Annotated in this window: 21 protein-coding genes; 7 read left to right on the top strand and 14 right to left on the bottom strand. The window is 60.2% G+C overall.

The genetic code is table 11. The annotated features are described in order from the left end of the window. Complete coding sequence (locus V8N38_RS24995; protein WP_147840657.1) at positions 1 to 774, bottom strand: glycosyltransferase family 2 protein; 774 nt, start codon at positions 772 to 774, stop codon at positions 1 to 3. Continuing rightward, the gene (gene waaA, locus V8N38_RS24990; protein ID WP_025304695.1) at positions 775 to 2,052 is read right to left on the bottom strand and encodes a lipid IV(A) 3-deoxy-D-manno-octulosonic acid transferase; all 1,278 of its coding nucleotides are present in this window, start codon (positions 2,050 to 2,052) and stop codon (positions 775 to 777) included. A 125-nt stretch (positions 2,053 to 2,177) separates the two neighbouring features. Here waaA and V8N38_RS24985 point away from each other — a divergent pair, with 125 nt between their 5' ends. Next, complete coding sequence (locus V8N38_RS24985; RefSeq protein WP_049201837.1) at positions 2,178 to 3,191, top strand: glycosyltransferase family 9 protein; 1,014 nt, start codon at positions 2,178 to 2,180, stop codon at positions 3,189 to 3,191. A 44-nt stretch (positions 3,192 to 3,235) separates the two neighbouring features. On the opposite strand, the gene V8N38_RS24980 is transcribed toward V8N38_RS24985, so the two are convergent. Genes V8N38_RS24980 through rfaQ form a run of 3 tightly spaced genes read right to left on the bottom strand, consistent with a single transcriptional unit; the run spans position 3,236 to position 6,545 of the window. After that, the gene (locus V8N38_RS24980) at positions 3,236 to 4,336 is read right to left on the bottom strand and encodes a glycosyltransferase (RefSeq protein WP_100397019.1); all 1,101 of its coding nucleotides are present in this window, start codon (positions 4,334 to 4,336) and stop codon (positions 3,236 to 3,238) included. A 2-nt stretch (positions 4,337 to 4,338) separates the two neighbouring features. Next, the gene (locus V8N38_RS24975; protein ID WP_147840658.1) at positions 4,339 to 5,466 is read right to left on the bottom strand and encodes a glycosyltransferase family 4 protein; all 1,128 of its coding nucleotides are present in this window, start codon (positions 5,464 to 5,466) and stop codon (positions 4,339 to 4,341) included. Next, a complete protein-coding gene (gene rfaQ / locus V8N38_RS24970) occupies positions 5,463 to 6,545 on the bottom strand; it encodes a putative lipopolysaccharide heptosyltransferase III (RefSeq protein ID WP_147840659.1) in 1,083 nt (360 codons plus the stop codon). Before rfaQ ends, V8N38_RS24975 begins: the two co-directional genes overlap by 4 nt. A 210-nt stretch (positions 6,546 to 6,755) precedes the next feature. Between rfaQ and V8N38_RS24965 the strand changes: the two genes are divergently transcribed. Beyond that, positions 6,756 to 7,712: a polysaccharide deacetylase family protein gene (locus V8N38_RS24965; protein WP_060441451.1), complete on the top strand. Its 957-nt coding sequence runs from the start codon at positions 6,756 to 6,758 to the stop codon at positions 7,710 to 7,712. 8 nt (positions 7,713 to 7,720) lie between these two features. Then, entirely contained in the window at positions 7,721 to 8,815 is a 1,095-nt protein-coding gene (locus tag V8N38_RS24960) for a glycosyltransferase family 9 protein (RefSeq protein ID WP_147840660.1), read from the top strand. Positions 8,816 to 8,851: 36 nt separating this feature from the next. Here the strand turns inward: V8N38_RS24960 and V8N38_RS24955 are convergent, their stop codons facing one another. The 6 genes from V8N38_RS24955 to rfaD are packed head-to-tail and all read right to left on the bottom strand — an operon-like array spanning position 8,852 to position 15,225. Beyond that, the gene (locus V8N38_RS24955) at positions 8,852 to 9,829 is read right to left on the bottom strand and encodes a glycosyltransferase (protein ID WP_147840661.1); all 978 of its coding nucleotides are present in this window, start codon (positions 9,827 to 9,829) and stop codon (positions 8,852 to 8,854) included. After that, positions 9,826 to 11,067 (bottom strand): O-antigen ligase family protein, encoded by a 1,242-nt coding sequence (locus V8N38_RS24950; RefSeq protein ID WP_147840662.1) that lies wholly within the window; start codon positions 11,065 to 11,067, stop codon positions 9,826 to 9,828. Before V8N38_RS24950 ends, V8N38_RS24955 begins: the two co-directional genes overlap by 4 nt. Positions 11,068 to 11,095: 28 nt before the next feature. Next, complete coding sequence (locus tag V8N38_RS24945; protein WP_147840663.1) at positions 11,096 to 12,262, bottom strand: glycosyltransferase; 1,167 nt, start codon at positions 12,260 to 12,262, stop codon at positions 11,096 to 11,098. Beyond that, positions 12,259 to 13,224 (bottom strand): lipopolysaccharide heptosyltransferase RfaC, encoded by a 966-nt coding sequence (gene rfaC / locus V8N38_RS24940; RefSeq protein WP_047729607.1) that lies wholly within the window; start codon positions 13,222 to 13,224, stop codon positions 12,259 to 12,261. The genes V8N38_RS24945 and rfaC overlap by 4 nt, the downstream gene beginning before the upstream one ends. Before the next feature lie 2 nt (positions 13,225 to 13,226). Then, positions 13,227 to 14,273: an ADP-heptose--LPS heptosyltransferase RfaF gene (rfaF, locus tag V8N38_RS24935; RefSeq protein WP_047729608.1), complete on the bottom strand. Its 1,047-nt coding sequence runs from the start codon at positions 14,271 to 14,273 to the stop codon at positions 13,227 to 13,229. A 22-nt stretch (positions 14,274 to 14,295) separates the two neighbouring features. Continuing rightward, a complete protein-coding gene (rfaD, locus tag V8N38_RS24930) occupies positions 14,296 to 15,225 on the bottom strand; it encodes an ADP-glyceromanno-heptose 6-epimerase (RefSeq protein ID WP_147840664.1) in 930 nt (309 codons plus the stop codon). Between the two features lie 239 nt (positions 15,226 to 15,464). On the opposite strand from rfaD, the gene kbl reads away from it, so the two are divergent. After that, positions 15,465 to 16,661, top strand: a complete 1,197-nt coding sequence (kbl, locus tag V8N38_RS24925; protein WP_004931154.1) for a glycine C-acetyltransferase — start codon at positions 15,465 to 15,467, stop codon at positions 16,659 to 16,661. A gap of 9 nt (positions 16,662 to 16,670) precedes the next feature. Then, complete coding sequence (gene tdh, locus V8N38_RS24920; protein ID WP_025304682.1) at positions 16,671 to 17,696, top strand: L-threonine 3-dehydrogenase; 1,026 nt, start codon at positions 16,671 to 16,673, stop codon at positions 17,694 to 17,696. 40 nt (positions 17,697 to 17,736) lie between these two features. Here tdh and V8N38_RS24915 read toward each other — a convergent pair whose 3' ends face one another. Genes V8N38_RS24915 through gpmM form a run of 3 tightly spaced genes read right to left on the bottom strand, consistent with a single transcriptional unit; the run spans position 17,737 to position 21,581 of the window. Next, positions 17,737 to 18,690 carry a divergent polysaccharide deacetylase family protein gene (locus tag V8N38_RS24915; RefSeq protein WP_047573306.1) on the bottom strand — a complete coding sequence of 318 codons (954 nt, stop codon included), beginning with the start codon at positions 18,688 to 18,690 and terminating at the stop codon, positions 17,737 to 17,739. A 2-nt stretch (positions 18,691 to 18,692) separates the two neighbouring features. Then, positions 18,693 to 20,027 carry a murein hydrolase activator EnvC gene (gene envC, locus V8N38_RS24910; protein ID WP_147840665.1) on the bottom strand — a complete coding sequence of 445 codons (1,335 nt, stop codon included), beginning with the start codon at positions 20,025 to 20,027 and terminating at the stop codon, positions 18,693 to 18,695. Positions 20,028 to 20,036: 9 nt separating this feature from the next. Beyond that, a complete protein-coding gene (gene gpmM / locus V8N38_RS24905; protein WP_089186597.1) occupies positions 20,037 to 21,581 on the bottom strand; it encodes a 2,3-bisphosphoglycerate-independent phosphoglycerate mutase in 1,545 nt (514 codons plus the stop codon). A gap of 297 nt (positions 21,582 to 21,878) precedes the next feature. On the opposite strand from gpmM, the gene V8N38_RS24900 reads away from it, so the two are divergent. Both V8N38_RS24900 and grxC read left to right on the top strand, forming a co-directional pair. Next, complete coding sequence (locus tag V8N38_RS24900) at positions 21,879 to 22,313, top strand: rhodanese-like domain-containing protein (RefSeq protein ID WP_038872623.1); 435 nt, start codon at positions 21,879 to 21,881, stop codon at positions 22,311 to 22,313. 28 nt (positions 22,314 to 22,341) lie between these two features. Further along, positions 22,342 to 22,590, top strand: a complete 249-nt coding sequence (grxC, locus tag V8N38_RS24895; RefSeq protein WP_004931142.1) for a glutaredoxin 3 — start codon at positions 22,342 to 22,344, stop codon at positions 22,588 to 22,590. Positions 22,591 to 22,635 lie beyond the last annotated feature (45 nt).

Genomic DNA, 22,635 nt, shown 5'->3' with positions numbered 1-22,635 from the left:
TCACTTCTCTGAGTAGTTGCGGCCCAATGCCCATAATGCGGCATATTTATTGAAGGTATATTGCGCGTTGACCACCGCTAACAGCAACCCCTGTTTGCCATCCAGGAAGCCGGCGCGCAGCAGCCAGGTTTTGACGAAGGCGCCGAGCGTGTGGGTCAGGATAGACAGATAGCCGCAGCGCTTGCCGGCCCGGTGGCGCTGCGTGGCCCACTCTTCGGCGTAGCGCAGCTGTTTGCGCTGGAAGGCGAAGAAGTCGCGGCAGGTCAGGTGCAGCATATCACCGCTGAGGGGGATCACTTTGGCGCCGCCGATGTTCAGCGATTCGTGCACCAGATCGTCGTTATAACGATAGCGTTGGTTGGCGTACAGGCGGTTGACGCGGTCGGGATACCAGCCGCTGTGGCGCATGAAGCGGCCTAGAAACAGGTTGCGCCGCGCACAGCTGTAGACGGCGCCGTCGTCCGGCGCATTCAACACCCGCTCGATGGATTGCCGCAGCTCGGGCGTGACGCGTTCGTCGGCGTCGATCATCAAAACGTAGTCATGGCTGGCGTAGTTTTGCGCCAGCTGACGCTGCTTGCCGAACCCTTGCCAGTCGGTGTGCGTGAAGACTTTGGCGCCCAGGCCTTCGGCGACGGCGACGCTGTCGTCCTCGCTGCCGGAGTCCAACACGATGATTTCATCGGCCCATTCGACCGAACGCAGACAGTCCGGCAACAGCCCGGCTTCGTTTTTGGCGATCATCACCACCGACAGGCTTTTGCGGCTGCTCATTCAGTGACTCCGGGGCGGCAGGTGCGGTTCCAGCAGCTGCAGCAGGCGCTGCAACGCTCCCTGATTCTGATACAACACTTCCACCGCATGGCGGCCGTAGTAGCGCCGGTAGTCTTCGTCGGTCAGCAGGGTTTCCACTTCCTTCACCAGCGAATCCACGTCGGTCACGGTGATCAGGCCTTCGGCCTGCGAGAGCTTGGCGCAGATGTCTTTGAAGTTGAAGGTATGCGGGCCCATCAGCACCGGGATGGCGTGCGCGGCGGCTTCCAGCGGGTTGTGCCCGCCGCGTTCCACCAGACTGCCGCCGACAAAGGCCAGATCGGCGATGCCGTACAGCAGCATCAGCTCGCCCATGGTATCGCCGATCACCACCTGGGTGCTGCCGGACGGGATTTCGCCGCTGCTGCGCAGGGTGTAGCTGAAGCCGGCCTTCTGCACCAGCTCTTTAGCGGTCGGGAAGCGTTCCGGATGACGCGGCACCAGGATCAGCAGCAGGTCGGGGTGTTTTTCCAGCAGTTTGCGATGCGCTTCCAGCAGGATGGTTTCTTCACCGTCATGGGTGCTGGTAGCGATCCACACCGGGCGGCGCGGCGCCCATTGGCGACGCAGCGTAACGGCGCGGGCGGCCAGTTCCGGGGTGACGGAGATATCGAACTTCAGGCTGCCGGTTACGGCCAGCTGCGAGCGCTTCAGGCCCAGTTCGATAAACCGATCGCCGTCTTCCTGGTTCTGTGCGGCGATCAGCGTAATGCGGCGCAGCATATCGCGCATGAACCCGCCAATTTTCTTATAGCCGGCGGCGGAGCGGGCCGACAGGCGCGCATTGGCGATCACCAGGGGGATCTGCCGCTGATGCAGCGCGTTAATCAGGTTAGGCCACAGCTCGGTTTCCATGATGATCACCAGCTTGGGATTCACCTGGTCGAGGAAGCGGTTCATGGAACCGGGCAGATCGTAGGGCAGATAGACATGATGTACGTCTTTGCCGAAAGCGGACTGGACGCGTTCTGAACCTGTTGGGGTCATTGTGGTCACAGTTATCGGCAAAGCGGGGTAACGGTGGCGCAGTGCCCGTACCAACGGGATGGCCGCCAGCGTTTCGCCGACGGAGACGGAATGCAGCATGATGCCGCCTGGCACGACTTTCCCGGCGCAGAAGCCATAGCGTTCCGCCCAGCGTTTACGGTAGGCTGGAGCTTTGCGGCTGCGCAGCAGTAAGCGGAGCCAGATCAGGGGTTGGATGAGGTAGAGTAGTACCTGATATAAACGCAGCAACATTCTATCAATTTCATTTATATGGGTTATTCGGAATAGTACCATAACTGGAAGGGAAAGGCGCTAATTTGGTAACCTTGGGTGTCAGTTTCAGACAACCGGCGAGCGATTTCGCCGACAGGCTCGGAATGAAGAATATTTTAATTATTCGCCGCGACAACATCGGCGATCTTGTTTGCACCACGCCTCTGATTGAAGGGGTGAAAATTGCCTATCCGGACGCTAAAGTTTATCTGCTGATCAATAAAGTCAGCCAGGACGTTGTTAAAAACAATCCTCATCTCGAGAAAGTCTTTGTCTATAAAAAGGCCAAGCACAAGGCCAAAAATGAAACGACGTTGGGCGTTTATTTCGAACGCTTGATGATCTTCCTGAAGCTGCGAAAAATAAAGTTCGATGCGGTCATTCTGGCCAACCCGGTGCCTTGCAAATACAGCCTGCGTTTAGCGAAAATGGCCGGCGCCACCCATATCATCGGCGCCGATTTGGGCACGAAAGATATCCATCGTCCGTTCCGCAAGGACGATTTCCACGGTCAACATCAGGTCGAACATACCTACAGCTATTTATCGGCGATAACCGACCAATCCATTCCGATCCCGCCGGTGCGGGTGTTTCTGACGCCTGAAGAGCGGCAATTGGCGGCGCAACGGCTACAGGAGCGTCTGCCGCCGGTCGAACGCGTATGCGCCGTGCACATCAGCAGCCGCAGCCCGAAAAGGCGTTGGCCGGTTGAACGCTATGCCGAAATCATCAACCGTCTGGTTGCCGATCCCCACACCGGCGTGCTGATCTTCTGGTCGCCGCAGGGCACGCTGGCGCCGGACGACATCGGCGACCAGCAGCGCGCCGAACAGCTGTTGGCGCTGTGCCAAAACGAACGCGTCGCGCTTTATCCGACGGCCTCGGTGCGCGAGCTGTTGGGTGGGTTCGATTTATGCGACCGGGTGCTGTGCAGCGACGGTGGGCAGATGCATCTTGCTGCCGCGCTGAATAAGGACATGGTGGTGTTCTTTGGCGATACCGATAAAGCCTCCTGGCATCCATGGACCGGCCGTCATCATATTTTGCAGAGTGAGTCGGGGCACTGTGAAGATGTTTCTGTCGATGAGGTTTGGCAGAAAATGCAGGCGCTCAGCTAACGAAGAAAATAAGGCAGGTACCCCCTGCCTTATTTATTTCTCTATTATTTTTCTTTCAGCTCAATATATTGACGGCAAATAGGCTCCAGCCCATAACTCAGCAATTGCTGTTGATTTATCTGGGGCGGATTGGCGTAAATTTCCGCCATTTTTTCTGCCAGCGACGCTTCGTTTAATTCCGCCAGCGCGTTAGCCATGCCGGCTTTTTCCAGAATTTCCGCAGGGCCGCCCGGGCAGCGAGTGCTGACCACCGGCGTGCCGCACAGCAGCGATTCCACCAGCACGTTACCAAACCCTTCGCTGTCGGAGCTGAGCACCAGCAGCGAGGCATGGCGAATAAACGGGTAAGGATTGGCCTGGAAACCGAGGAAGAGCACGCGCTCTGCGATGCCCAGCTCTGTCGCCAGACGTTTGACCTCGGCGACTCTGGCATCATTCCCGGTGCCGATCAAGGCCAGCGGTGCCTGAATGCCCGAGTGCGCATAGGCTTTCAGCAGACGGTCATGCCGTTTGGTGGCGTGAAAGCGGCCGACGTGCACCAGATAGTCCTGGCCGGCCAGTTCGCAAGGCGCCGCCGCCTGTTGCTGGATGGCGTCGATGTCGAACGGGTTGTTGATGACCGCCAGCCGGCGTGGGCGAATCGGCAAGTTCTGCTGCAGATCGTCGCCAACCGCCCGTGAAACGGCGACGATATTTCTTCCTTGGTAAACGTTGGCGATTTTGCGCTGCTTCAGCCAGCGATCCAGGCCCTTGCGGTGGCCGAGATAGGAGGTGGAGAGAATGCCGTGAATGCAGAACCACAGGCGATCCGCGGCCAACCGCTTGCTGCGGCTGACGATGCGATCGGTTTTATGCAGATTGGAGAACACCAGATCGAACGCGCCGTGTTGGCGCTCGTGTTCGGCTATTGCCCGATCCAGCGCGGCGGCGCGGCGCGACAGCTCGGTCAGCTTGCGCCAGGGGGCACGGCTGCGATCGGCCACCACCTGATAATCAATGCCTGACGGGATAGGGTAATTGCAGACGTCGCGCAGCGAGATCAGACTGACGTCATGCCCCTGTTGCTGCATGCCCTGGCATAGGGTCAGCACCACTTTTTCCGCGCCGCCTCCCGGCAGGCCGTCGATGATCATCAGAATACGCATAGCTAATCCAGTAACCGGTTATAGAGGGAAATCAGCTGTTCGGACAGATGCGCCGGCGTAGCCGTCATAATGCGCAATCTCGCCGCTTCGCCCATGGATGATCCCAGCGCCTGGCGCGGCAGCGCCCGAATGGCCTCCGTGATGGCCGGTACGTCGAGCGCGTCGGTCACGAAGCCGTTCTGGCCGGGGGTGATAAACTCGGCGCCGCCGCAGGTGGTGCTGGTGATAACCGGCAGGCCGCACGACATCGCTTCCAGAATCACATTCGGGAACGGATCGTACAGCGTCGGCAGGAGCAGCGCGTCCGCGGCCTGATAGAACGGCAAGGTCTGCTTCTGCACGCCCATAAAGTGAACCTGCTCGCCGCAGCCCTGCGACTGTGCCAGCGCTCGATAGCGTTTTTCGGCCTTGTCTTTGCCGACCACCAACAGGTGGCTGTCGGTCGCCGCCACGGCGCGGATGGCGGCGGCCAGCCCTTTGCGCTCGAAACCGGAGCCGACGAAGATCAGGCAGTGCGCCCGTTGTGGGATCTGATACTGCTCGCGCAGACGTTGGCGCTGGGCCTCGTCGGCGGGCGGGAATTTTTGATTGTCGATGGCGTTATAGATCACCGTGATTTTGTCGGCAGGCACGCCAAAGTCGGCGATGATTTCCTGCTTGATCATCTCGGCGTTGCAGATGACGGCTTTCAGCTCCGGCGCGGCGTACATGGCGCGTTCGGCGCACATCACATAGCGGTGATAGCGATTGGAGAACAGCCATTTGCGGCGCCATTCCGGCAGCAGACGCGCGCGTTGCAGCAACCAGCGGCGGTGTACGCCGTCGCCGGCGCGGTAGATGTCGCAGCCGGGAATGCGCTCGTGGCTTTGCACCAGATCGAAACGCTCTTTCTGCCACAGCGCCCTGGCTGCCACGGCGAAGCCTCGCTCGCGGCTGATGCGGCCGAGTTTTAACGGGTTGCACAGGTGGATATGCCAGTTGGGATTGGCGTCACCCTGCCATTCGCGGGTGATGACGTTCAGATCGAGATCCTGTTGCTCCAGCGCCTCCAGGGCGCGGGAAACGAAACGTTCGGCCCCGCCGTCCGGGCGGTATTTTTGGCGAACGATCGCCAAACGAAATGCTTTCATGCCAGCGTGCTCCGCGCGGCTGCAATCACCGCGTCTGTAGGAATAAGGTCGAGATACCGTTCGTCGGTGCCGGTATCAATGGCGTCCGGATCGGGCAGTTCGCCGAAGTCGCCGGCCCAGATCACGGCGCCGGTAGCCTGCCATGGCCGCCAGAAAGTCAGCTTGGAAGGGCCGAACAGCGCCACACACGGCGTTTGCAGCGCGGCGGCCATGTGCATCGGCACCGAATCCACGCCGATAAACAGCTTGGCGTGGTCGATCAGGGCGGCCAGCTGGCGCAGCGTCAGCTGGCCGGCCAACGAGATCACGCCCTGCGGCGGGCAGAGCGCCAAAATGCGTTCTACCATGGCTTGTTCTCTGGCGTCGGGGCCGGAGGTGATCACCAACTGATGGCCATCGGCCTGCAAGGCGGCGAGGGTGGCGGCCATTTTCTCTTCGCTCCAGCATTTGAAGAACCAGCGCGAGGTGGGCTGCACCACAATATAACTGCCGGCGACGCCCTGTTTCTGCAACCGTTGCTCACAGGCCTGCCAATCCTGCGGATCGTAACTCATGGTCACATGATCACTGAGCGCGGGCAGGTTCAGCGGCGCCAGCAGCGAGAGATTTTGTTCGACGGTATGCAGGTGGGCGTGATTGTCGACCGGCACCAGCTGCGTGTGGCAGTGGCGCCACAGGAAGCCGCGGCGTTTGGGGAAATCGAAGCCCAGACGGATGCGCGCGCCGGTCAGGCGCGTGATAATGGCGCTGCGCCACTGATCGGCCAGGTTGACCACCAGATCGTAGCGCTGCGCCTTCAGGCGGCGCAGCAGCGCCAGCTCGTGCCCCAGATGCGCGCGGGTGCCCTGTTTTTTCCATTGGCGGTCGATGGCGAACAGCGTCGACAGTTCCGGATTGCTGGCCAGCATCTCCTGCGTTTCCTGATACAGCAGCACATCGATCTGCGCCTGCGGGTAGTTTTGCCGCAGGCTGCTGATGACCGGCGTGACCAGCAGCATATCGCCGTGATGGCGCAGTTTTATGATCAAAATACGCTGTACGGATGGGGCGGAAGTTGGGGCTGGCGCGTCGTTCATCATGAGTCGCTTTCTGGGAAACCAATCTTTGATTCTAAATGACCCGATCGCATGTGGCTACTGTTGCAAGGTTTTCTTGCCGGGCCGCAAAAAAATCGTCGGGCCGGGGACGAATGCGCTTCAACGTTGTCCAAACCAGGCAGCAAAGTCGTTTGCCCTGGCGAAACGGCCTGCGTAACATAGTGCATTCTGTTGATATCAGGCTCGATATTCATGACTAAACCGGCGTTTCTCATCACCATTGATACCGAAGGCGATAATCTGTGGCAAAACCACGATCGCATCGCGACCGAAAACACGCGTTTCTTGCCGCGCTTTCAGGCATTGTGCGAAAAATACGCCTTCAAACCGGTTTATCTCACCAACTATGAAATGGCGATGGATCCGGCTTACGTCGAGTTCGCGCGCGACGTGATCGCCCGCGGCGCGGGAGAAGTGGGCATGCACCTGCACGCCTGGAACAGCCCGCCGCTGACGCCGCTCACCGACGACGACTGGCGCCACAAGCCTTATTTGATCGAGTATCCCGCCGATCAGATCCGCGCCAAGGTCGATCACATGACCAAGCTGCTGGAAGATGCCTTCCAGACCAAAATGCTCAGCCATCGCGCCGGCCGCTGGGCGTTCAACGAATATTATGCCTCGCTGCTGCTGGAATACGGCTATCAGGTGGACTGTTCGGTGACGCCGCGGGTCAACTGGCAGTTTTCGCCGGGCAATCCGCAGGGCAACGGCGGCACCGATTACACCCGGTTCCCGTCGCAGGCTTATTTTATCGATCCGCAGAACATTGCCAAACCGGGCGCTTCGCCGCTGTTGGAAGTGCCGATGAGCATTCAGTACAAGCACTCGGCGCTGATGAACGCGTTCAAGCAAGGTTATGACCGGCTGCGCGGCAAGCGGCGTTCGCCGTCCGTCAACTGGCTGCGGCCGAGTGGCGGCAACGTGGCCAAGATGATAAGCGTGGCTGAGGCGTCGCTGGCGCAGGGGCATGACTACGTCGAATTTATGCTGCACTCCTCCGAATTTATGCCGGGCGGCAGCCCGACGTTCAAAACCGAGCAGGATATCGAAGGGCTGTACCGCGATCTGGAGCAGCTGTTTGACTGGCTGCAGCAGCGTACGGTGGGCATGACGCTGGCCGAGTATTATCAACTTAAAGCGAACTAAGCACGCACATGTCGAAGAAATGGAAAATCAAGGTTGCCGACTGGTTCTTGCGGCGCTATACGGCGAAGTACGGCCGTTTTCAGGATAAGGCGACGTTCGACGGCGCCCAGCAGTTTGACAATATCGTTATCTATTCCACCACGGCGTTGGGCGACTTCATGTTCAACACGCCGGCATTGAGGGCGATGAGGGAACGCTACCCCAATGCGCACATCACGCTGGTGGTGCACAAGAAAAACCGCGAGCTGGTGGAAAACGGCCGTTATTACGATCGCGTGGTGTATTGGGACAGCAAGATCAAGACGATACGCCCATTGCTGAAATCGTTGCGCGAACATCAGCCGGATTTGGCGCTGATTCTGCACTCCCACCTGCCTTATGACATCATCAGCGCCGTACTGGCCGGGGCGAAGTACATTATCAGGGATAACTACAGCTCGGGCATTTGCGGGCTGGAGCCTTGGCTGACCAACTATATCTTCCATTATTACGGCCACTTTGTACGCCGCAAACTGGAGCTGATTTCCATCTTAGGCTGCCGCAGCGACGATCCGACGATGGAAATTCCCGTGGATTATCAGCGCGGCGTCAAAAGCAGCGAGCATCCCACCATCGGTTTTCAGCTGGGGGCGTCAACAGAATCGCGTTGCTGGCCGGTTTCGCACTATGCGCGGCTGGCCGATGAGCTGGTGGCGAAGCACCCCAATGTGCGCATCGTGCTGATTGGCGCACCGTTCGACGACGGCAAGGCCAAACAGTTTATGAGCCTGATCGGCCCGCAAACGCAGGCCTGCGTGGATAACCAGATCGGTAAAACGGGGCTGCAAGGCTTGCTGACGTTGATCGACAGTTTCCATGTTCTGGTCACCGGCGATACCGGGCCGCTGCATCTGGCGGTGGCGTTGAAGGTGAAAACCATCAGCCTGTTCGTGACCGCCGACTCACGCTCCACCGGCCCGATTCAGGATGCTGAACTGCACCGCATCATTCAGGTGTCGCGTACCGGCTATACGATGCCGCTGGAGGCGGAAAACCCGATGGGGGTCATCCAGCCGCAGCGGATTTATGATGAGCTGGTCGCGCACGTGCCTTTAGCGCGCTGAGGGAGCGACGACGCATCGGCCGCCCGGCCGATGCGGTTAGTGCGGCTTGCGCCCGCGCAGCTTCGAAAGAAAGGTATCCACTCGCGCATAGCGCATCTGGCGGACTTTTTTGCCCGGCACGTCGCTGTTGCGGCAGATATCGGCGGCGCGGCGCAGGGTGTGCAGCGTTGCCGGCGCGTAATGATAATAGCCGTACACCGCCTTCGACATGCTTTTCACCTCGGAAAAGCAGTTGGCCAGCATCAGGGCGGCCAACCGGCGCAGCGGCTCATCCCCGGGATGCTGCGCCACAAAACGCAGCATCTTCTCCATGGCGAACAGCAGATCTTCAATATCTTTGGGTTTGATATTGCGAGTGATGCCTTGGCTGTTATCCCGATAGAAATAGAGCTCGCAGTCCAGATGGGCGATGCGGCGGGTTTTGAAATACTGAAAAGGCGTGAAAATCACGTCTTCATAGCGCCTGCCGTCTTCGAACGTTTCCCCTTCCAGCAGCGAACGTTTATACACGCGGCTCCAGAGATGCCACATCGAGCGTGCGAACAGCGGTTGCAGGCAGCCGAGCCCCAACTGTGAAAAGTCGTAGGTTACGGGCTGAGTCGCGCGGTTATCCGGCGTCGGCGGTTGTTCGGTGAACTTCTGATAATTAAAGTCGATCAGGTCATATTCACCGGTGGTAAGCAGGGGCCGCAGGATTGCCAGATAGTCGTCGCTCAGCAGATCGTCGCCGTCGAGGAAGGTGAGATAGCGGCCGGTGGCCAGCCGTAAGCCGACATTGCGGGCGTGCGCAATGCCGCCGTTGGCCTGTGAAGTAAAGACCACGCGCGGGTGCCGCCGCTGCGCCAGATATTGGTTGACCTGCGCACCGGAGGCGTCGGTGGAGCCATCGTCGATGATCACCACCTCGATATCGTCGCTAATCTGCGCAAATAACGAATCCAGCGCAGCGATAACGAACGCTTCATTATTATAAAACGGCACGATAACGCTGAGCAGCGGCTCCTGAGGATTCACGGGGTGGGCTCCTGAACAAGGGGCTGTTTCGTGACGGAAAGAACGGCGGCGAGCAGCGCCAGGCAGAACATGGCGGTGCCTTCCGTGCTGAAGAAGATGACGTCGCTCAGGCCGTAAACGAACAGGCTGACGCTAACGCTCAGCAGCAGCGCGTTGCGCTGTGGCCGGAACGAAGAGAAGAACAGACAGACATAGAGCGCCAGCAGCAGCAGTACGCCCCAGACGCCCTTGAGCGAGTAGGTTTCCAGCAGCTCGTTGTGCAGGTGGACGTTGATGTAGGGCATGACGCCAGACAGGCGAGGTTGCTGTGCGACCATTGCACGGATCTCTTCGCCGCGCTGTTCGGCGGATTGGCCCCAAGGGGCTTGTGAACCGGTGCGCCATGCCAGCGTTTGCATCGACAGCCGTGAAATGATCGAGTTTTCAGTCTGTGGCTGATCCATCAGACGCATATCGGTCTCAAAGGCCTGAATGCGTTCTTCTATCTGCGGTTTAAACACCAGGCCGCAGGCTACGAGCAGCAGCGGTACCGAGGCCACCAACGCGAGTTTGTGTTTCCTGGAAACCAGCTGCTTGGTCGCCAGCAGCGACAGGCAGACCGCTACCGGGTAGACCAACATGGCCGCGCGCGTGCCGGTGAGCACCAGTGCAGAGAAGGACAGCAGGAATGCCGCAATGTACAACACCAGGCGGTAGCGGGTGCGCAGCATCAGGATGGCTTGCATCATGACCAGATCGATGGCGGTCATCAGGTAGGCGGCGACCGTGGCGCGATCGAAGTTGAGCTCTACGCGCGGGATATCCAGCCGCAATCCCTGATAGAGGGAATAGCCGTTGACCGCCAGGCCGGTGGCGAGAGCTACAACGATCAGCAGGCGCTGCACGCACAACCGCTCATTGAGTGCGATCAGCAAGATGAAGGCGGTCGCGAGCTGCAGTTTGCCGGTCGACATATAAGAGCGATAAATATTGATGTACTCACCCGGCTGTTTGAAGTGATGCATCCAGAGGATGGTTCCCATGCCCACGCTGAACATCAGCGCGGGCAGCAGCAGATTTCTCGCGTTGCTGAAGTAGTAGCGCGGGTACAGGCAAACGGCGATAAAGGCGATGTAGCTGGAAACGTAAAACAGATTGCGTCCGGTCGCGGAACCGAAAGGGATGGTGCAAAAAGCGATGGCGCACCCCAGATAGATCAGATAGCTGAAGGCAGGGTGCGGCGTTCTGTGTTTTAGCATCGGGCGTGTTTTCCGGCTCACGTTTCAATTAAGCGATAAAGGATCGCAGCGTGTCGTCGAACTCAGCTTTGAACTGAGCATAGTTGAAATGTTCCGCAGGATAGCGCTGCGCATTTCGGCTCAGAGTCTGGTAGGTTTCGCGCGCCAGCAATTTCTCAACCGCATCCGCACAGTCGAGATGCGACAGCAGCTTGGGCGCGACCAGGCTGTCGGTCAACGGATCGTAGACCTCATGCGGGAAGTCGACCTCGATATCGGTGAGCTGCCGGTGTTGTTCGACGGTGACCGACGGCGTCAGGCCAATGCCGCAGACGCCGTCCTTGACCGCTTCCGGCTGGCCGTCAACCTGCGGGAAAATGACCGGCACGCCGAAATAGAGCGATTCCATGCAGGACAAGCCGAACGGCTCGGTGATCGGCGTGCTCATGTAGATGTGCGTGCGATTGAAGAAGCCGGCGACGTCATCCTGATAACCGCTGAAGGTGACGCGGTCGCCGAGCTGAAGCCGGGCCGCCAGCGCCTCGAACGCCGCGCGATCCGGCCCTTTGCCGGCCACTTCCAGCGTGACGTCATGCCCGCGCCGCAGCAGTTCCTGCATCATTAATAATGAAACGCTGATGCCTTTCAGGCTGACCAGGCGTGAAGCGGTGCCGATCCTGACCGGCTGCGACAGCGTTTTCGGCGCAGTGTCGATCCCCGCCGGCGTCTTGATGCGGTTGATCACCACGTGATTTGGGCAAGGCAGATTAAAACGCAGCTCCATCACCCGCTTCGACGCGTGCGAGGCGGAAATGACGCCGTCCAGCATGGCGAAGAAACTCAGCGTCTTTTTATTCTTGGGGTAACGCCAGGAGCAGCCGTGATCGTAGTAAACCAGTTTGCCGCGTTTGGGTTTGGCCGCCAGCCCCGGCACCAGGTCCCAGACGATCACCACGTCGGCGTTCGCCCGCTCGATTTTCCACTTCAGCAAAAATTTGCGCAGGAACTGCGGGCAGCGTAACGGCAGCGCATTGATCAGGCGGTTGGCGAAGGTGACGGGCTGATGCGCAGGCAGCTGGCGGCGGATCTCTTCGCCAATGTCGCCGCTGATGCACAAGACCTGGTTGCTGCCGTCGGTGGTATCGTTGATGTACTGCAGGAACAGGCGTTCGACGCCGCCCATTTTACCCAGGTTGATAATATGCAGTTTTTTCATGCTATAACCTTTTGCAACGCCTGCCATGCCGTATCGGCGTCGATTGTCGCCATGCTTTTTTCCGGCGAAATCAGCGAGTGCTGATTTTGCCCGTAGCCGCCGATCAGGCCGGGATCGGTCGGCCCGAACAGCGTGATGTTGGGTTTGTCGAGCGCGGCGGTCAAATGGCTGAGCCCGGTGTCGACCGAGACCACGCCCTTGGCGCCGGCCAGCACCTCGGCCACCTGCTGCAGGCTGAGCTTCGGCAGCACTTCGACATGTGAAAAACCTTCCGCCAACCGCAGCGCGCGCTGATGTTCATGCTCTGCGCCCCACGGCAGTTTGATCTTCAGCCCGCTGTCGGCCGTCAGCGCGATCAGCTCGCGCCAGTTCTGCTCCGGCCAGTGCTTGTCGTCACGCGTCGTCGCGTGCAGAAACACCAAATACTGCCCGGCATCGGCCGGCGGGCGGCTGAGAAAGCGCGCGGCGATGGCGTAATCGCCGTAGCTGCCCGGTTTGTCGTAACCGAGGCTTTTGGCGAACAGCTCACGGGTGCGTTCCACCGCGTGCTGCTGTTTGTCTATCTCATGGCGCACGTTGTAGAACCAGCTGGCGAACGGCTCGCGCGCGCTCTTGCAGTCCGGGCCATGTTTGTTGCCTTTGGCGATGCGCGTGATCAGCGCGGCGCTTTTGATCAGGCCCTGAGCGTCGATCACCACGTCGTAACGGCGTTCTTGCAGCGCGCGCTTGAAGTCGCAGCGCTGTTGCCGGGTGTCGTTGCCGAACCAGTTCTTGCGCCAGCGGCGAATGGCCACCGGGATCACGCGATCCACCGCCGGGTGCCAGGTGGGGATTTGGCTGAAGCCTTCTTCCACTACCCAGTCGAAGCGGATATCGGGAATGGCCTGCAGCGCGTCGGTCAGGGCGGGCAGCGTATGCAGCACGTCCCCCATCGAGGAGGTTTTTACGATTAACACCTGCATGACTATTCCTCGCTGGCGACAAGTAACGGCGTCAGCGCGTCCAACACTTGCTGCGGCTGAATATCGATCAAACTTTGGTGGTACCCCTGCTCGGCATCGCCCTTACGCACCTTGTGGTAGCCGCTGATCAAGCGAATGACCCGCGCCTTGTCGGAGAGCGGCGGCGTGAAGTCGGGGCTGCTTGGGCCGTACAAGGCTATCAGCGGTTTGTTCAACGCTGCGGCAACGTGCATTAAGCCCGAGTCGTTGCTGACCACTGCCCGGCAGGCCGCGATCAGGATCACCGCCTGCTCCAGCTGGGTTTTTCCGGCCAGGTTAAGGCAGAAATCGCGCGCGTCTTCCTGCAGCGCGGCGCGGATCTGTTCGCCGGCCTCGTGGTCTTTCGCCGAACCGAACAGCGCTATTTGATAGCCGCTCTCGATCAGCCGCTGAGCCAGCGCCGCGTAGTGATAGTGCGGCCAGCGTTTGGCGGGGCCGAATTCCGCGCCCGGGCAGAAGCCGACGATCGGTCGGCTGCCGGTCAGGTTGAAAGCCGCGGTGGTGTCGGCGATTTCTTCGTCGCTCACCTGCAACTGCGGCCACAGCAGCGGCTGCGGCAGATCGTCGGCGCGCTGAATGCGGCCTTTGTCATAGGCCAGCGCCACGTAGCGCTGCACCATCAGCGGGAAGGCCGCCTTGTCGAGCACGCGGACGTCGTTCAGCAGGCCGTAACGCATTTCGCCCCGCCAGCCGGTACGCTGCGGGATATCGGCAAAGAAAGGCACCAGCGCGGATTTGAACGAGTTGGGTAGAACGTAGGCGCGATCGTAACGGTTGGCGCGCAGGGCGCGCCCCAGGCGGCGACGCTCGCCGAGCCCCAGCGCGCCGTGGCCCAGCGGCATCGCCAGCGCCTGATTGACTTCCGGCATGCGCGCCAGCAGCGGGCGGCACCAGGCCGGCGCCATCACATCGATCTCCGCCGACGGGTATTCGGCCTTCAGGGTGCGATAGAGACTTTGCGACATCATCATGTCGCCAACCCAAGAAGGGCCGATAACCAGTATTTTCATACCCAGCGTTAATTCCTTCAGCTTATGCGGTGCGGTTCAACCAGGCCATGTACTCTTTCACGCCTTCGGCGACCGTTTTGAACGGTGCGTCGTAGCCGGCGGCGCGCAGCTTGGTCAGATCGGCCTGGGTGTACGCCTGATAGCGGCCCTTCAGCTTCTCCGGGAACTCGATGTATTCCACCGCGCCCTTCTGGTGGAAGTCCACCACCGTGTCGGCCACCGCCTGGAAGGTTTCCGCCCGGCCGGTGCCGCAGTTGAAGATGCCGGATTTGCCGGTTTCCCAGAACCACAGGTTAACCGCCGCCACGTCGCCGACGTAGATGAAGTCACGCTTGAAGTGTTCGCTGCCGGCGAACAGCCTCGGGTTTTCGCCGCGGTTGATCTGGGTATTCAGGTGGAAGGCGACGCTGGCCATGCTGCCTTTGTGGCCTTCGCGCGGGCCGTAAACGTTGAAGTAGCGGAAGCCGCAGATCTGCGAGTCCGCTTCCGGCAGGATCTCGCGCACGTACTGGTCGAACAGGAATTTGGAGTAGCCGTACACGTTGAGCGGTGCTTCATACTCCCGCTCTTCGATGAACTCTTCGCGGCCGCCGTAAGTGGCGGCGGAGGAGGCGTACAGGAACGGGATTTCGCGATCCAGGCAGTAGTGCAGCAGGTCTTTGGAGTACTGATAGTTATTGTCCATCATGTACTTGCCGTCCCACTCGGTGGTCGCGGAGCAGGCGCCTTCGTGGAAGACCGCTTCGATATCGCCCAGATCGTCGCCGGCCACGATGCTGGCGATAAAGTCTTCTTTATCGATATAGTCGGCGATGTCCAGATCGACCAGGTTGACGAACTTGGTGCCGTCTTTCAGGTTATCCACCACCAGGATATCGCGATATCCCTTGTCGTTCAGTGCCTTAATGATGTTGCTGCCGATCATGCCGGCGCCGCCAGTGACGATAATCATTGGGTTACCCCTGCTAAGCTGCTGGCGGGGCACAATGCCCCACGCTCAATGGCGGTTATCATAGCATTTCATGCCGCGGCAAACAGCGGAAGGGCTCCGAATATCCCGCATTGCCATTGAAGCCCGCCTTTTGCCGTGATATCTGCTGCAATTTTAATATTCTCTCCCGCGCATTCTCGTCAGTTTGGTTACAAATCAGTAAAATATGCCGCAAATAGCCCAATCCTGGAGATAACCGAATGTCAGCGTCTTTTTATCAGCAGTTGGAACAACAGCTTGCCGCCACTCGCAGTGAAGGGCTGTTCAAGGAAGAACGCATCATCACCTCCGCGCAACAGGCGGACATCGCCGTCGCCGACGGCAGCCATGTGATCAACTTCTGCGCCAATAACTACCTGGGTTTGGCCAATCATCCGGCGCTGATCGCCGCCGCCAAGTCGGGAATGGACAGCCACGGTTTCGGCATGGCGTCGGTGCGCTTCATCTGCGGCACTCAGGACAGCCACAAGCAGCTGGAACAGAAACTGGCGGCTTTCTTGGGCATGGAAGACGCGATCCTGTACTCCTCCTGCTTCGACGCCAACGGCGGGCTGTTCGAAACCCTGCTGGGCCCGGAAGACGCCATTATCTCCGATGCGCTGAACCACGCGTCGATCATCGACGGCGTGCGCCTGTGCAAGGCCAAGCGCTATCGCTACGCCAATAACGACATGACCGAGCTGGCCGCACAGCTGAAGCAGGCCAAAGCCGACGGCGCGCGTCACATCCTGATCGCCACCGACGGCGTATTCTCGATGGACGGCGTGATCGCCAACCTGAAAGGGGTCTGCGATCTGGCGGACGAGTATCAGGCGCTGGTGATGGTGGATGACTCCCACGCGGTGGGCTTTGTCGGCGCCAACGGGCGTGGCACCCATGAATACTGCGAAGTGATGGGCCGCGTCGATATCATTACCGGTACGTTAGGCAAAGCGCTGGGCGGCGCGTCCGGCGGCTACACCGCCGCCAAGAAAGAAGTGGTGGAGTGGCTGCGCCAGCGTTCGCGCCCGTACCTGTTCTCCAACTCGCTGGCGCCGGCGATCGTCGCCGCGTCGATCAAAGTGCTGGAACTGCTTGAAGAGGGCGACGCCCTGCGCGATCGCCTGTGGGCTAACGCGCGTCTGTTCCGCGAAAAAATGACCGCCGCCGGCTTCACATTGGCCGGCGCCGATCACGCCATCATCCCGGTCATGCTGGGTGAGGCGAAGCTGGCGCAGGAATTCGCCAATGCGTTGCTCAAGGAAGGCATCTATGTGACCGGTTTCTTCTATCCGGTGGTGCCGAAAGGCCAGGCGCGCATCCGCACCCAGATGTCCGCCGACCACACCCCGGAGCAAATCGAACGCGCAGTGGCGGCGTTTACACGTATCGGTAAGGATCTTGGCGTTATTGCATAAGGTAAAACCATGAAAGCACTGTCAAAACTGAAAGCGGAAGAAGGGATTTGGATGACCGACGTGCCTCAGCCGGAGCTGGGCCACAACGACATCATGATCAAAATCCGCAAAACCGCGATCTGCGGCACCGATGTGCATATCTACAACTGGGACGAGTGGTCGCAAAAAACCATTCCGGTTCCGATGGTGGTCGGCCATGAATACGTGGGCGAAGTGGTGGCGATCGGTCAGGAAGTCAAAGGTTTCAGCATCGGCGATCGCGTGTCCGGCGAAGGCCATATCACCTGCGGCCACTGCCGCAACTGCCGCGGCGGCCGCACGCACCTGTGCCGCAACACCGTCGGCGTGGGCGTGAACCGTCCGGGCAGCTTCGCGGAATACCTGGTGATCCCGGCGTTCAACGCCTTCAAGATCCCGGATAACATCTCCGACGAACTGGCTTCGATCTTCGATCCGTTCGGCAATGCGGTGCACACCGCGCTGTCGTTCGATCTGGTCGGTGAAGACGTGCTGGTCTCCGGCGCCGGCCCGATCGGCATCATGGCGGCGGCGGTGTGCAAACACGTCGGCGCCCGTCATGTGGTGATCACCGACGTTAACGAATACCGTCTGGAACTGGCGCGCAAGATGGGCGTGACCCGCGCGGTGAACGTCAGCAAGGAAAACCTCAACGACGTGATGGCCGAGCTGGGCATGACCGAAGGGTTCGACGTCGGTCTGGAAATGTCCGGCGCGCCGCCGGCGTTCCGCACGCTGCTCAATGCGATGAACCACGGCGGGCGTATCGCCATGCTGGGCATTCCGCCTTCGGACATGTCGATAGACTGGAACCAGGTTATCTTCAAAGGGCTGTTTATCAAAGGGATTTACGGCCGCGAAATGTTCGAAACCTGGTACAAGATGGCGGCGCTGATCCAGTCCGGGTTGGATTTGACCCCGATCATCACCCACCGCTTCTCGATCGACGAGTTCCAGCAGGGCTTCGACGCCATGCGCTCCGGCAAATCGGGCAAAGTGGTGCTGAGCTGGGATTGATCTCGGCAAACGTGAAAAGGGCCGGCATGCCGGCCCTTTTTTATGCTTGCGGTTTGGCTTGCGTCCAGTGCTGCCAATGACGCTTGATGAAGGTCACCGGCGGCGAGCTGGCGATGCTGTCGGCGATGATGCCCAGTGCGGTACCGGCGTTGGTTTTTTCCTTCGGCGGTTTGACCTTGCACTGCTTGATGCCGCCGCTGAACGGGTTCTTCGGCTGCGGTTTTTGCGGTTTGACCGGCGGCGGGACGTAGCTGCCGCCAGCGTTGCCCTGCGGTTCGTTCAGCAGCGCGCTCGGTTTGACCAGCACGATATCGGCGGGCAGCGATGGCAGCATCTGCTGCAGCACCTTTACCGTCGCCGGGCGCGGGTGGCCGATGGCGATGGCGGAGCCGTTGCGCCGCGCCAATTCGACCGCGCGGTTGAACTGGCGGCGGATGTCGGCTTCGTTCGCGGTATCGTCGAGAAACACCTTGCGTTTGATCACTTTCACGCCGGTGCCGGCCGCGGCGCGGGTCGCCTGGCTGCTGCCGATGGTCATGCTGTCGAGGAAGTACAGGCGGTAGCTTTCGAGCGCCTGCATCACTTTCTGCATGCCCGGCAGGCTGGAGGTCATGGCGCTGCCCATGTGGTTGTTCATGCCGACCGCGTAGGGCACGTTGTTCACCGCATTGCGGATGATGCGCTGGATCTCGTCGCTGCTCATGGAAGGCTGCAGGGTATCGCGCTCCAGCGGCTGCTTGCTGAGCGGCGCCATCGGCATGTGGATCAAGACTTCGCGGCCCTGGCTGTGGGCGCGGGTGGCCATCAGGCGGGCATGCGGCGCGTTGGGCAACACCGCGACCGAGATCGCCGTCGGCATTTGCAGCACCGCGTTTTCTTCGTGAGGGCGGTAGCCCACGTCATCGATGACGATGGAGAGTTTTCCTGCCTGCGCAGCGTAAACCTGCAGCAGACAGCCTATTAACAGAGCTGTTCGGGTTTTGACATAGCGCAAATCTATCTTCCCAACCACGGCAGTGGGTTAACCGCCTGTCCCTGACGACGGATTTCGAAATAGAGCGACGGCGTTCCCTGGCCGCCGCTGGTGCCGACCAGAGCGATCGGCTGGCCGGCGCGCACCTGCGCCCCGACGTTGACCAACGCGCTTTGGTTGTAGCCGTACACGCTCATGTCGCCTTTACCGTGTTCGACCACCACCATCAGGCCATAGCCTTGCAGCCAGTCGGCCAGCAGCACGCGGCCATCGGCGACGGCTTTCACTTCGCTGCCTTCGCGGGCTTCGATCACCATGCCTTTCCAGCGTAGCTCGCCCTGCTGCTGTTCGCCAAAGCCGTGCAGCGTGCGGCCGCGCACCGGCCACATCAGCTGGCCGGCCGGACGACCGAGGCCGCCGGTTCGCGCCATCAGCGAGCGATCGGCTTCGCTAGGTTTGTAGGTCGTGCCGGTTTTCTTCGCCTGCTGCTCCTTGATGCGCACCTGTTCGCGCACCTTGGCCGCTTCACGCGCTTCGCGTTCGGCGCGCGCACGGGCTTCGCGCTCCGCCCGAGCGATCTTGTCGCGCATGCGGGCTTCGTTCTGGCGCAGTTCCACCAGGCGTTGTTGGTCTTTTTCCAGCGAGGCTTCCAGCGCGGTCAGCGTTTTCTTGCGGGCGCCACGCGCCTGCTCCAGCTTCTGCTGCTGCGTCTGTTGCTCGCCCAGTAAGGATTTTTGCTGGCCCTGTTTGGCCACCAGCGTGGTTTTTTGCTTCGCCAGCTCGGCGCGGGTCTGCTTCAGCTCTTCGATGGTTTTCTGACGCGCTTCGTTCAGATAGCCGAAATAGGCCAGAATACGTTCGCTGCGCTGGCTTTCTTCACCGCTGAGGATCAGCTGCACGGCGCTGTGCTGCCCTTGCCGGAAGGCGGCGTCGAGCTGTTTGGCGAGGAGGTTTTGTTGGGTCGATTGCTGCTTTTGCAGTTTGGCTATCGAGGCGTTCAGGCCGGAAATGTCTTTGCCCAGCTGGGTGAGCGTGCCCTGGGTGTCGCGCAACTGGCGGCTGGCCTGGGCGATGGTTTTTTCCTGCTGACGCAGCTGATCCTGCAGCGAGCTGCGCTGCTGTTGCTGCTGCTTCACCGCTTTTTCTTTCTCGGCGATGCTCTGCTGGATGTCTTTCAGCTGGGATTTATTGTCTTCCGCCGCCTGGCCGGCGAGCGGCAACAGCAAGACGCCAGCGCAAAATACGCTGGCGCACATGGCGGTGAACGTCCTTGGCGCGGTGCGTTCAGGCAGCGGTCGGCTGCCTGCGTTTGCGCTTCGGGTTACCCTTGATAGTGCAAAAAACGCCATCTCCCTCATGGAGAAGGATTATTCCACGATGAACAGCGGCTTACCAGTCATCTCTTGCGGGATTTCCATTCCCATCAGCGTTAACAGGGTTGGCGCGATGTCCGAAAGCTTGCCGCCTTCGACCGCCCGCGCCGGTTTGCCGACGTAAATCAATGGCACCGGCAGGCTGGTGTGGGCGGTGTGCGCCTGGCCGGTGGCCGGATCGCGCATCTGCTCGGCGTTGCCGTGATCGGCGGTGATCAGCAGCTGGCCGTCGACGTCGCGCACTGCATCAACCACCTGGGCGATGCAGGCGTCCAGCGTTTCCACCGCTTTGACCGCCGCTTCATACACGCCGGTATGCCCTACCATGTCGCCGTTCGGGTAGTTGCAGATAATGGCATCGTATTTGCCGCTGCGGATGGCGCTCAGCAGCTTGTCGGTCAGCTCGGCGGCGCTCATCTCCGGCTGCAGATCGTAGGTGGCAACCTTCGGCGAGTTGACCAGCACGCGGTCTTCGCCCTTGAACGGCGTTTCCACGCCGCCGTTATAGAAGAAGGTGACGTGGGCGTATTTTTCGGTTTCCGAGATGCGCAGCTGGGTTTTGTCGTGCTTCATCAGCCATTCGCCGAAGGTGTTGGCCAGCGACGCCGGCGGATAGGCGCAGGCGGTCGCGATGTCGGCGGCGTATTCGGTCAGCATCACGAAATCGCCGAACTGTACCTGCTTGGCGCGTGGGAAACCGTCGAAATCCGCGTTCACGAAGGCGCGGGTGATCTGGCGCGCGCGGTCGGCGCGGAAGTTCATGAAGATCAACGCGTCGCCGTCCTGCATTGCGGCATCAGCCTCACCGGCGGCGCGGATCACGGTCGGTCTGACGAACTCGTCGTTTTCACCGCGCTGATAAGCGGCCTGCAGGCCGGCCATCGCATCCTCGGCCACGGCGTCGCCTTTGGCCGCGGTCAGCAGGTCATAGGCCAGCTGCACGCGATCCCAGCGGTTGTCGCGGTCCATCGCGTAGTAGCGGCCGATCAGCGAGGCGATGCGCCCGACGCCCAACGCGGCGAAGGCGTCACGGCAGCGTTGCAGCGGGGCTTCGGCGCTGCGCGGCGGCGTGTCGCGCCCGTCGAGGAAGGCATGCAGATAAACGGCTTTGGCGCCGCGTTGGGCGGCTAGCTTGATCATGGCCAGGATGTGCTCGTCGTGGCTGTGCACGCCGCCCGGCGACAGCAGGCCCATGATATGCACCGCCTTGTCGGCCGCTACGGCCTTATCGACGGCGGCGGTCAGCACCGGGTTGGCGAAGAAGTCGCCGTCGGCGATCGCTTTGTCCAGCCGGGTCAGATCCTGGTACACGATGCGCCCGGCACCCAAATTGACGTGGCCGACTTCGGAGTTGCCCATTTGGCCGTCGGGCAGGCCGACATCCAGCCCGGAAGCGGCGATCAGCGTATGCGGCTGCTCCCGCCACAGGCGATCCATCACCGGGGTGCCGGCGTTCAGGATCGCGTTGTCCTGCCGCTCTTCACGATGGCCGTAACCGTCCAGGATCACCAGTACCATCGGTTTTTTGTTGCTCGACATTGCATTGACCTCTTATGAACTTTTTAAGCTGCGAATAGCCATGCGCCCGCCGCAGGCATGGCTATTCACCCTCGAAAAACCGGCTGATTTTACACCGCCGGCGGCGATAAATAGCCCAAAGAGATCAAGGTTGCGGCGAATCGCGCGGGCTTTTATGCTCTGACGTCGGGAATTTCTCAGCGCAGCCCGCAGTTTCTACAATCGCGCTTGCTTATTGGCTGTATTTGCCGCACTCGGCAGGTATACTCTGGAACCTTGACTTATTTATCCCTTAACTGACGGGAGTTGTTACACCCCATGCTGCAAGAAATTATGCCATTCGTAAGCAGACACCCTATTCTGAGCCTGGCTTGGATCGCTCTGCTGGTCGCCGTGATCGTCATGACCTTCAAAAGCCGTTTCTCCAAGGTTAAAGAGATCGCCCGCGGTGAGGCTATTCGCCTGATCAATAAAGAAGAAGCCGTGGTGGTCGACACCCGCAGCCGCGACGATTTCCGCCGTGGTCACCTGGCCAACGCCATCAACCTGACCGCCAGCGAAATCAAAAACGGCAGCCTGGGCGAGCTGGAAAAACACAAAGCGCAGCCGATCATCGTCGTGTGCGCCAACGGCACCGCCTCCCGCGAGCCGGCGGAGAACCTGAGCAAGGCCGGTTTTGAAAAGGTGACTATGCTGAAAGACGGCATTTCCGGCTGGAGCGGAGAAAACCTGCCGCTGGTGCGCGGTAAGTAACCGTTTAACCTATTTGAGGTGGCAATCCATGGCTAACATTGATATCTACACCAAAGCGACCTGTCCGTTCTGTCATCGCGCCAAGGCGCTGTTGAACAGCAAGGGCGCGGCGTTTAACGAGATCGCCATCGACGGCGATAACGCCAAGCGCGAAGTGATGATCGAGCGCAGCGGGCGCACCACGGTGCCGCAGATTTTCATCGACGGCCGGCATATCGGCGGCTGCGATGATTTATATGAACTCGATGCTCGCGGCGGCCTGGATCCGCTGCTTTAAGCAGCTTGCCGGTTCACCGAGTGTCAATAAGGACGTTTAACCAAG

Origin of the sequence: Serratia nevei (assembly GCF_037948395.1) — a bacterium.
In the GTDB taxonomy this organism is placed as follows: domain Bacteria; phylum Pseudomonadota; class Gammaproteobacteria; order Enterobacterales; family Enterobacteriaceae; genus Serratia; species Serratia nevei.
The sequence above is the reverse complement of the archived record's forward strand: the minus strand, read 5'-3'. Positions and strand labels throughout refer to the sequence as shown.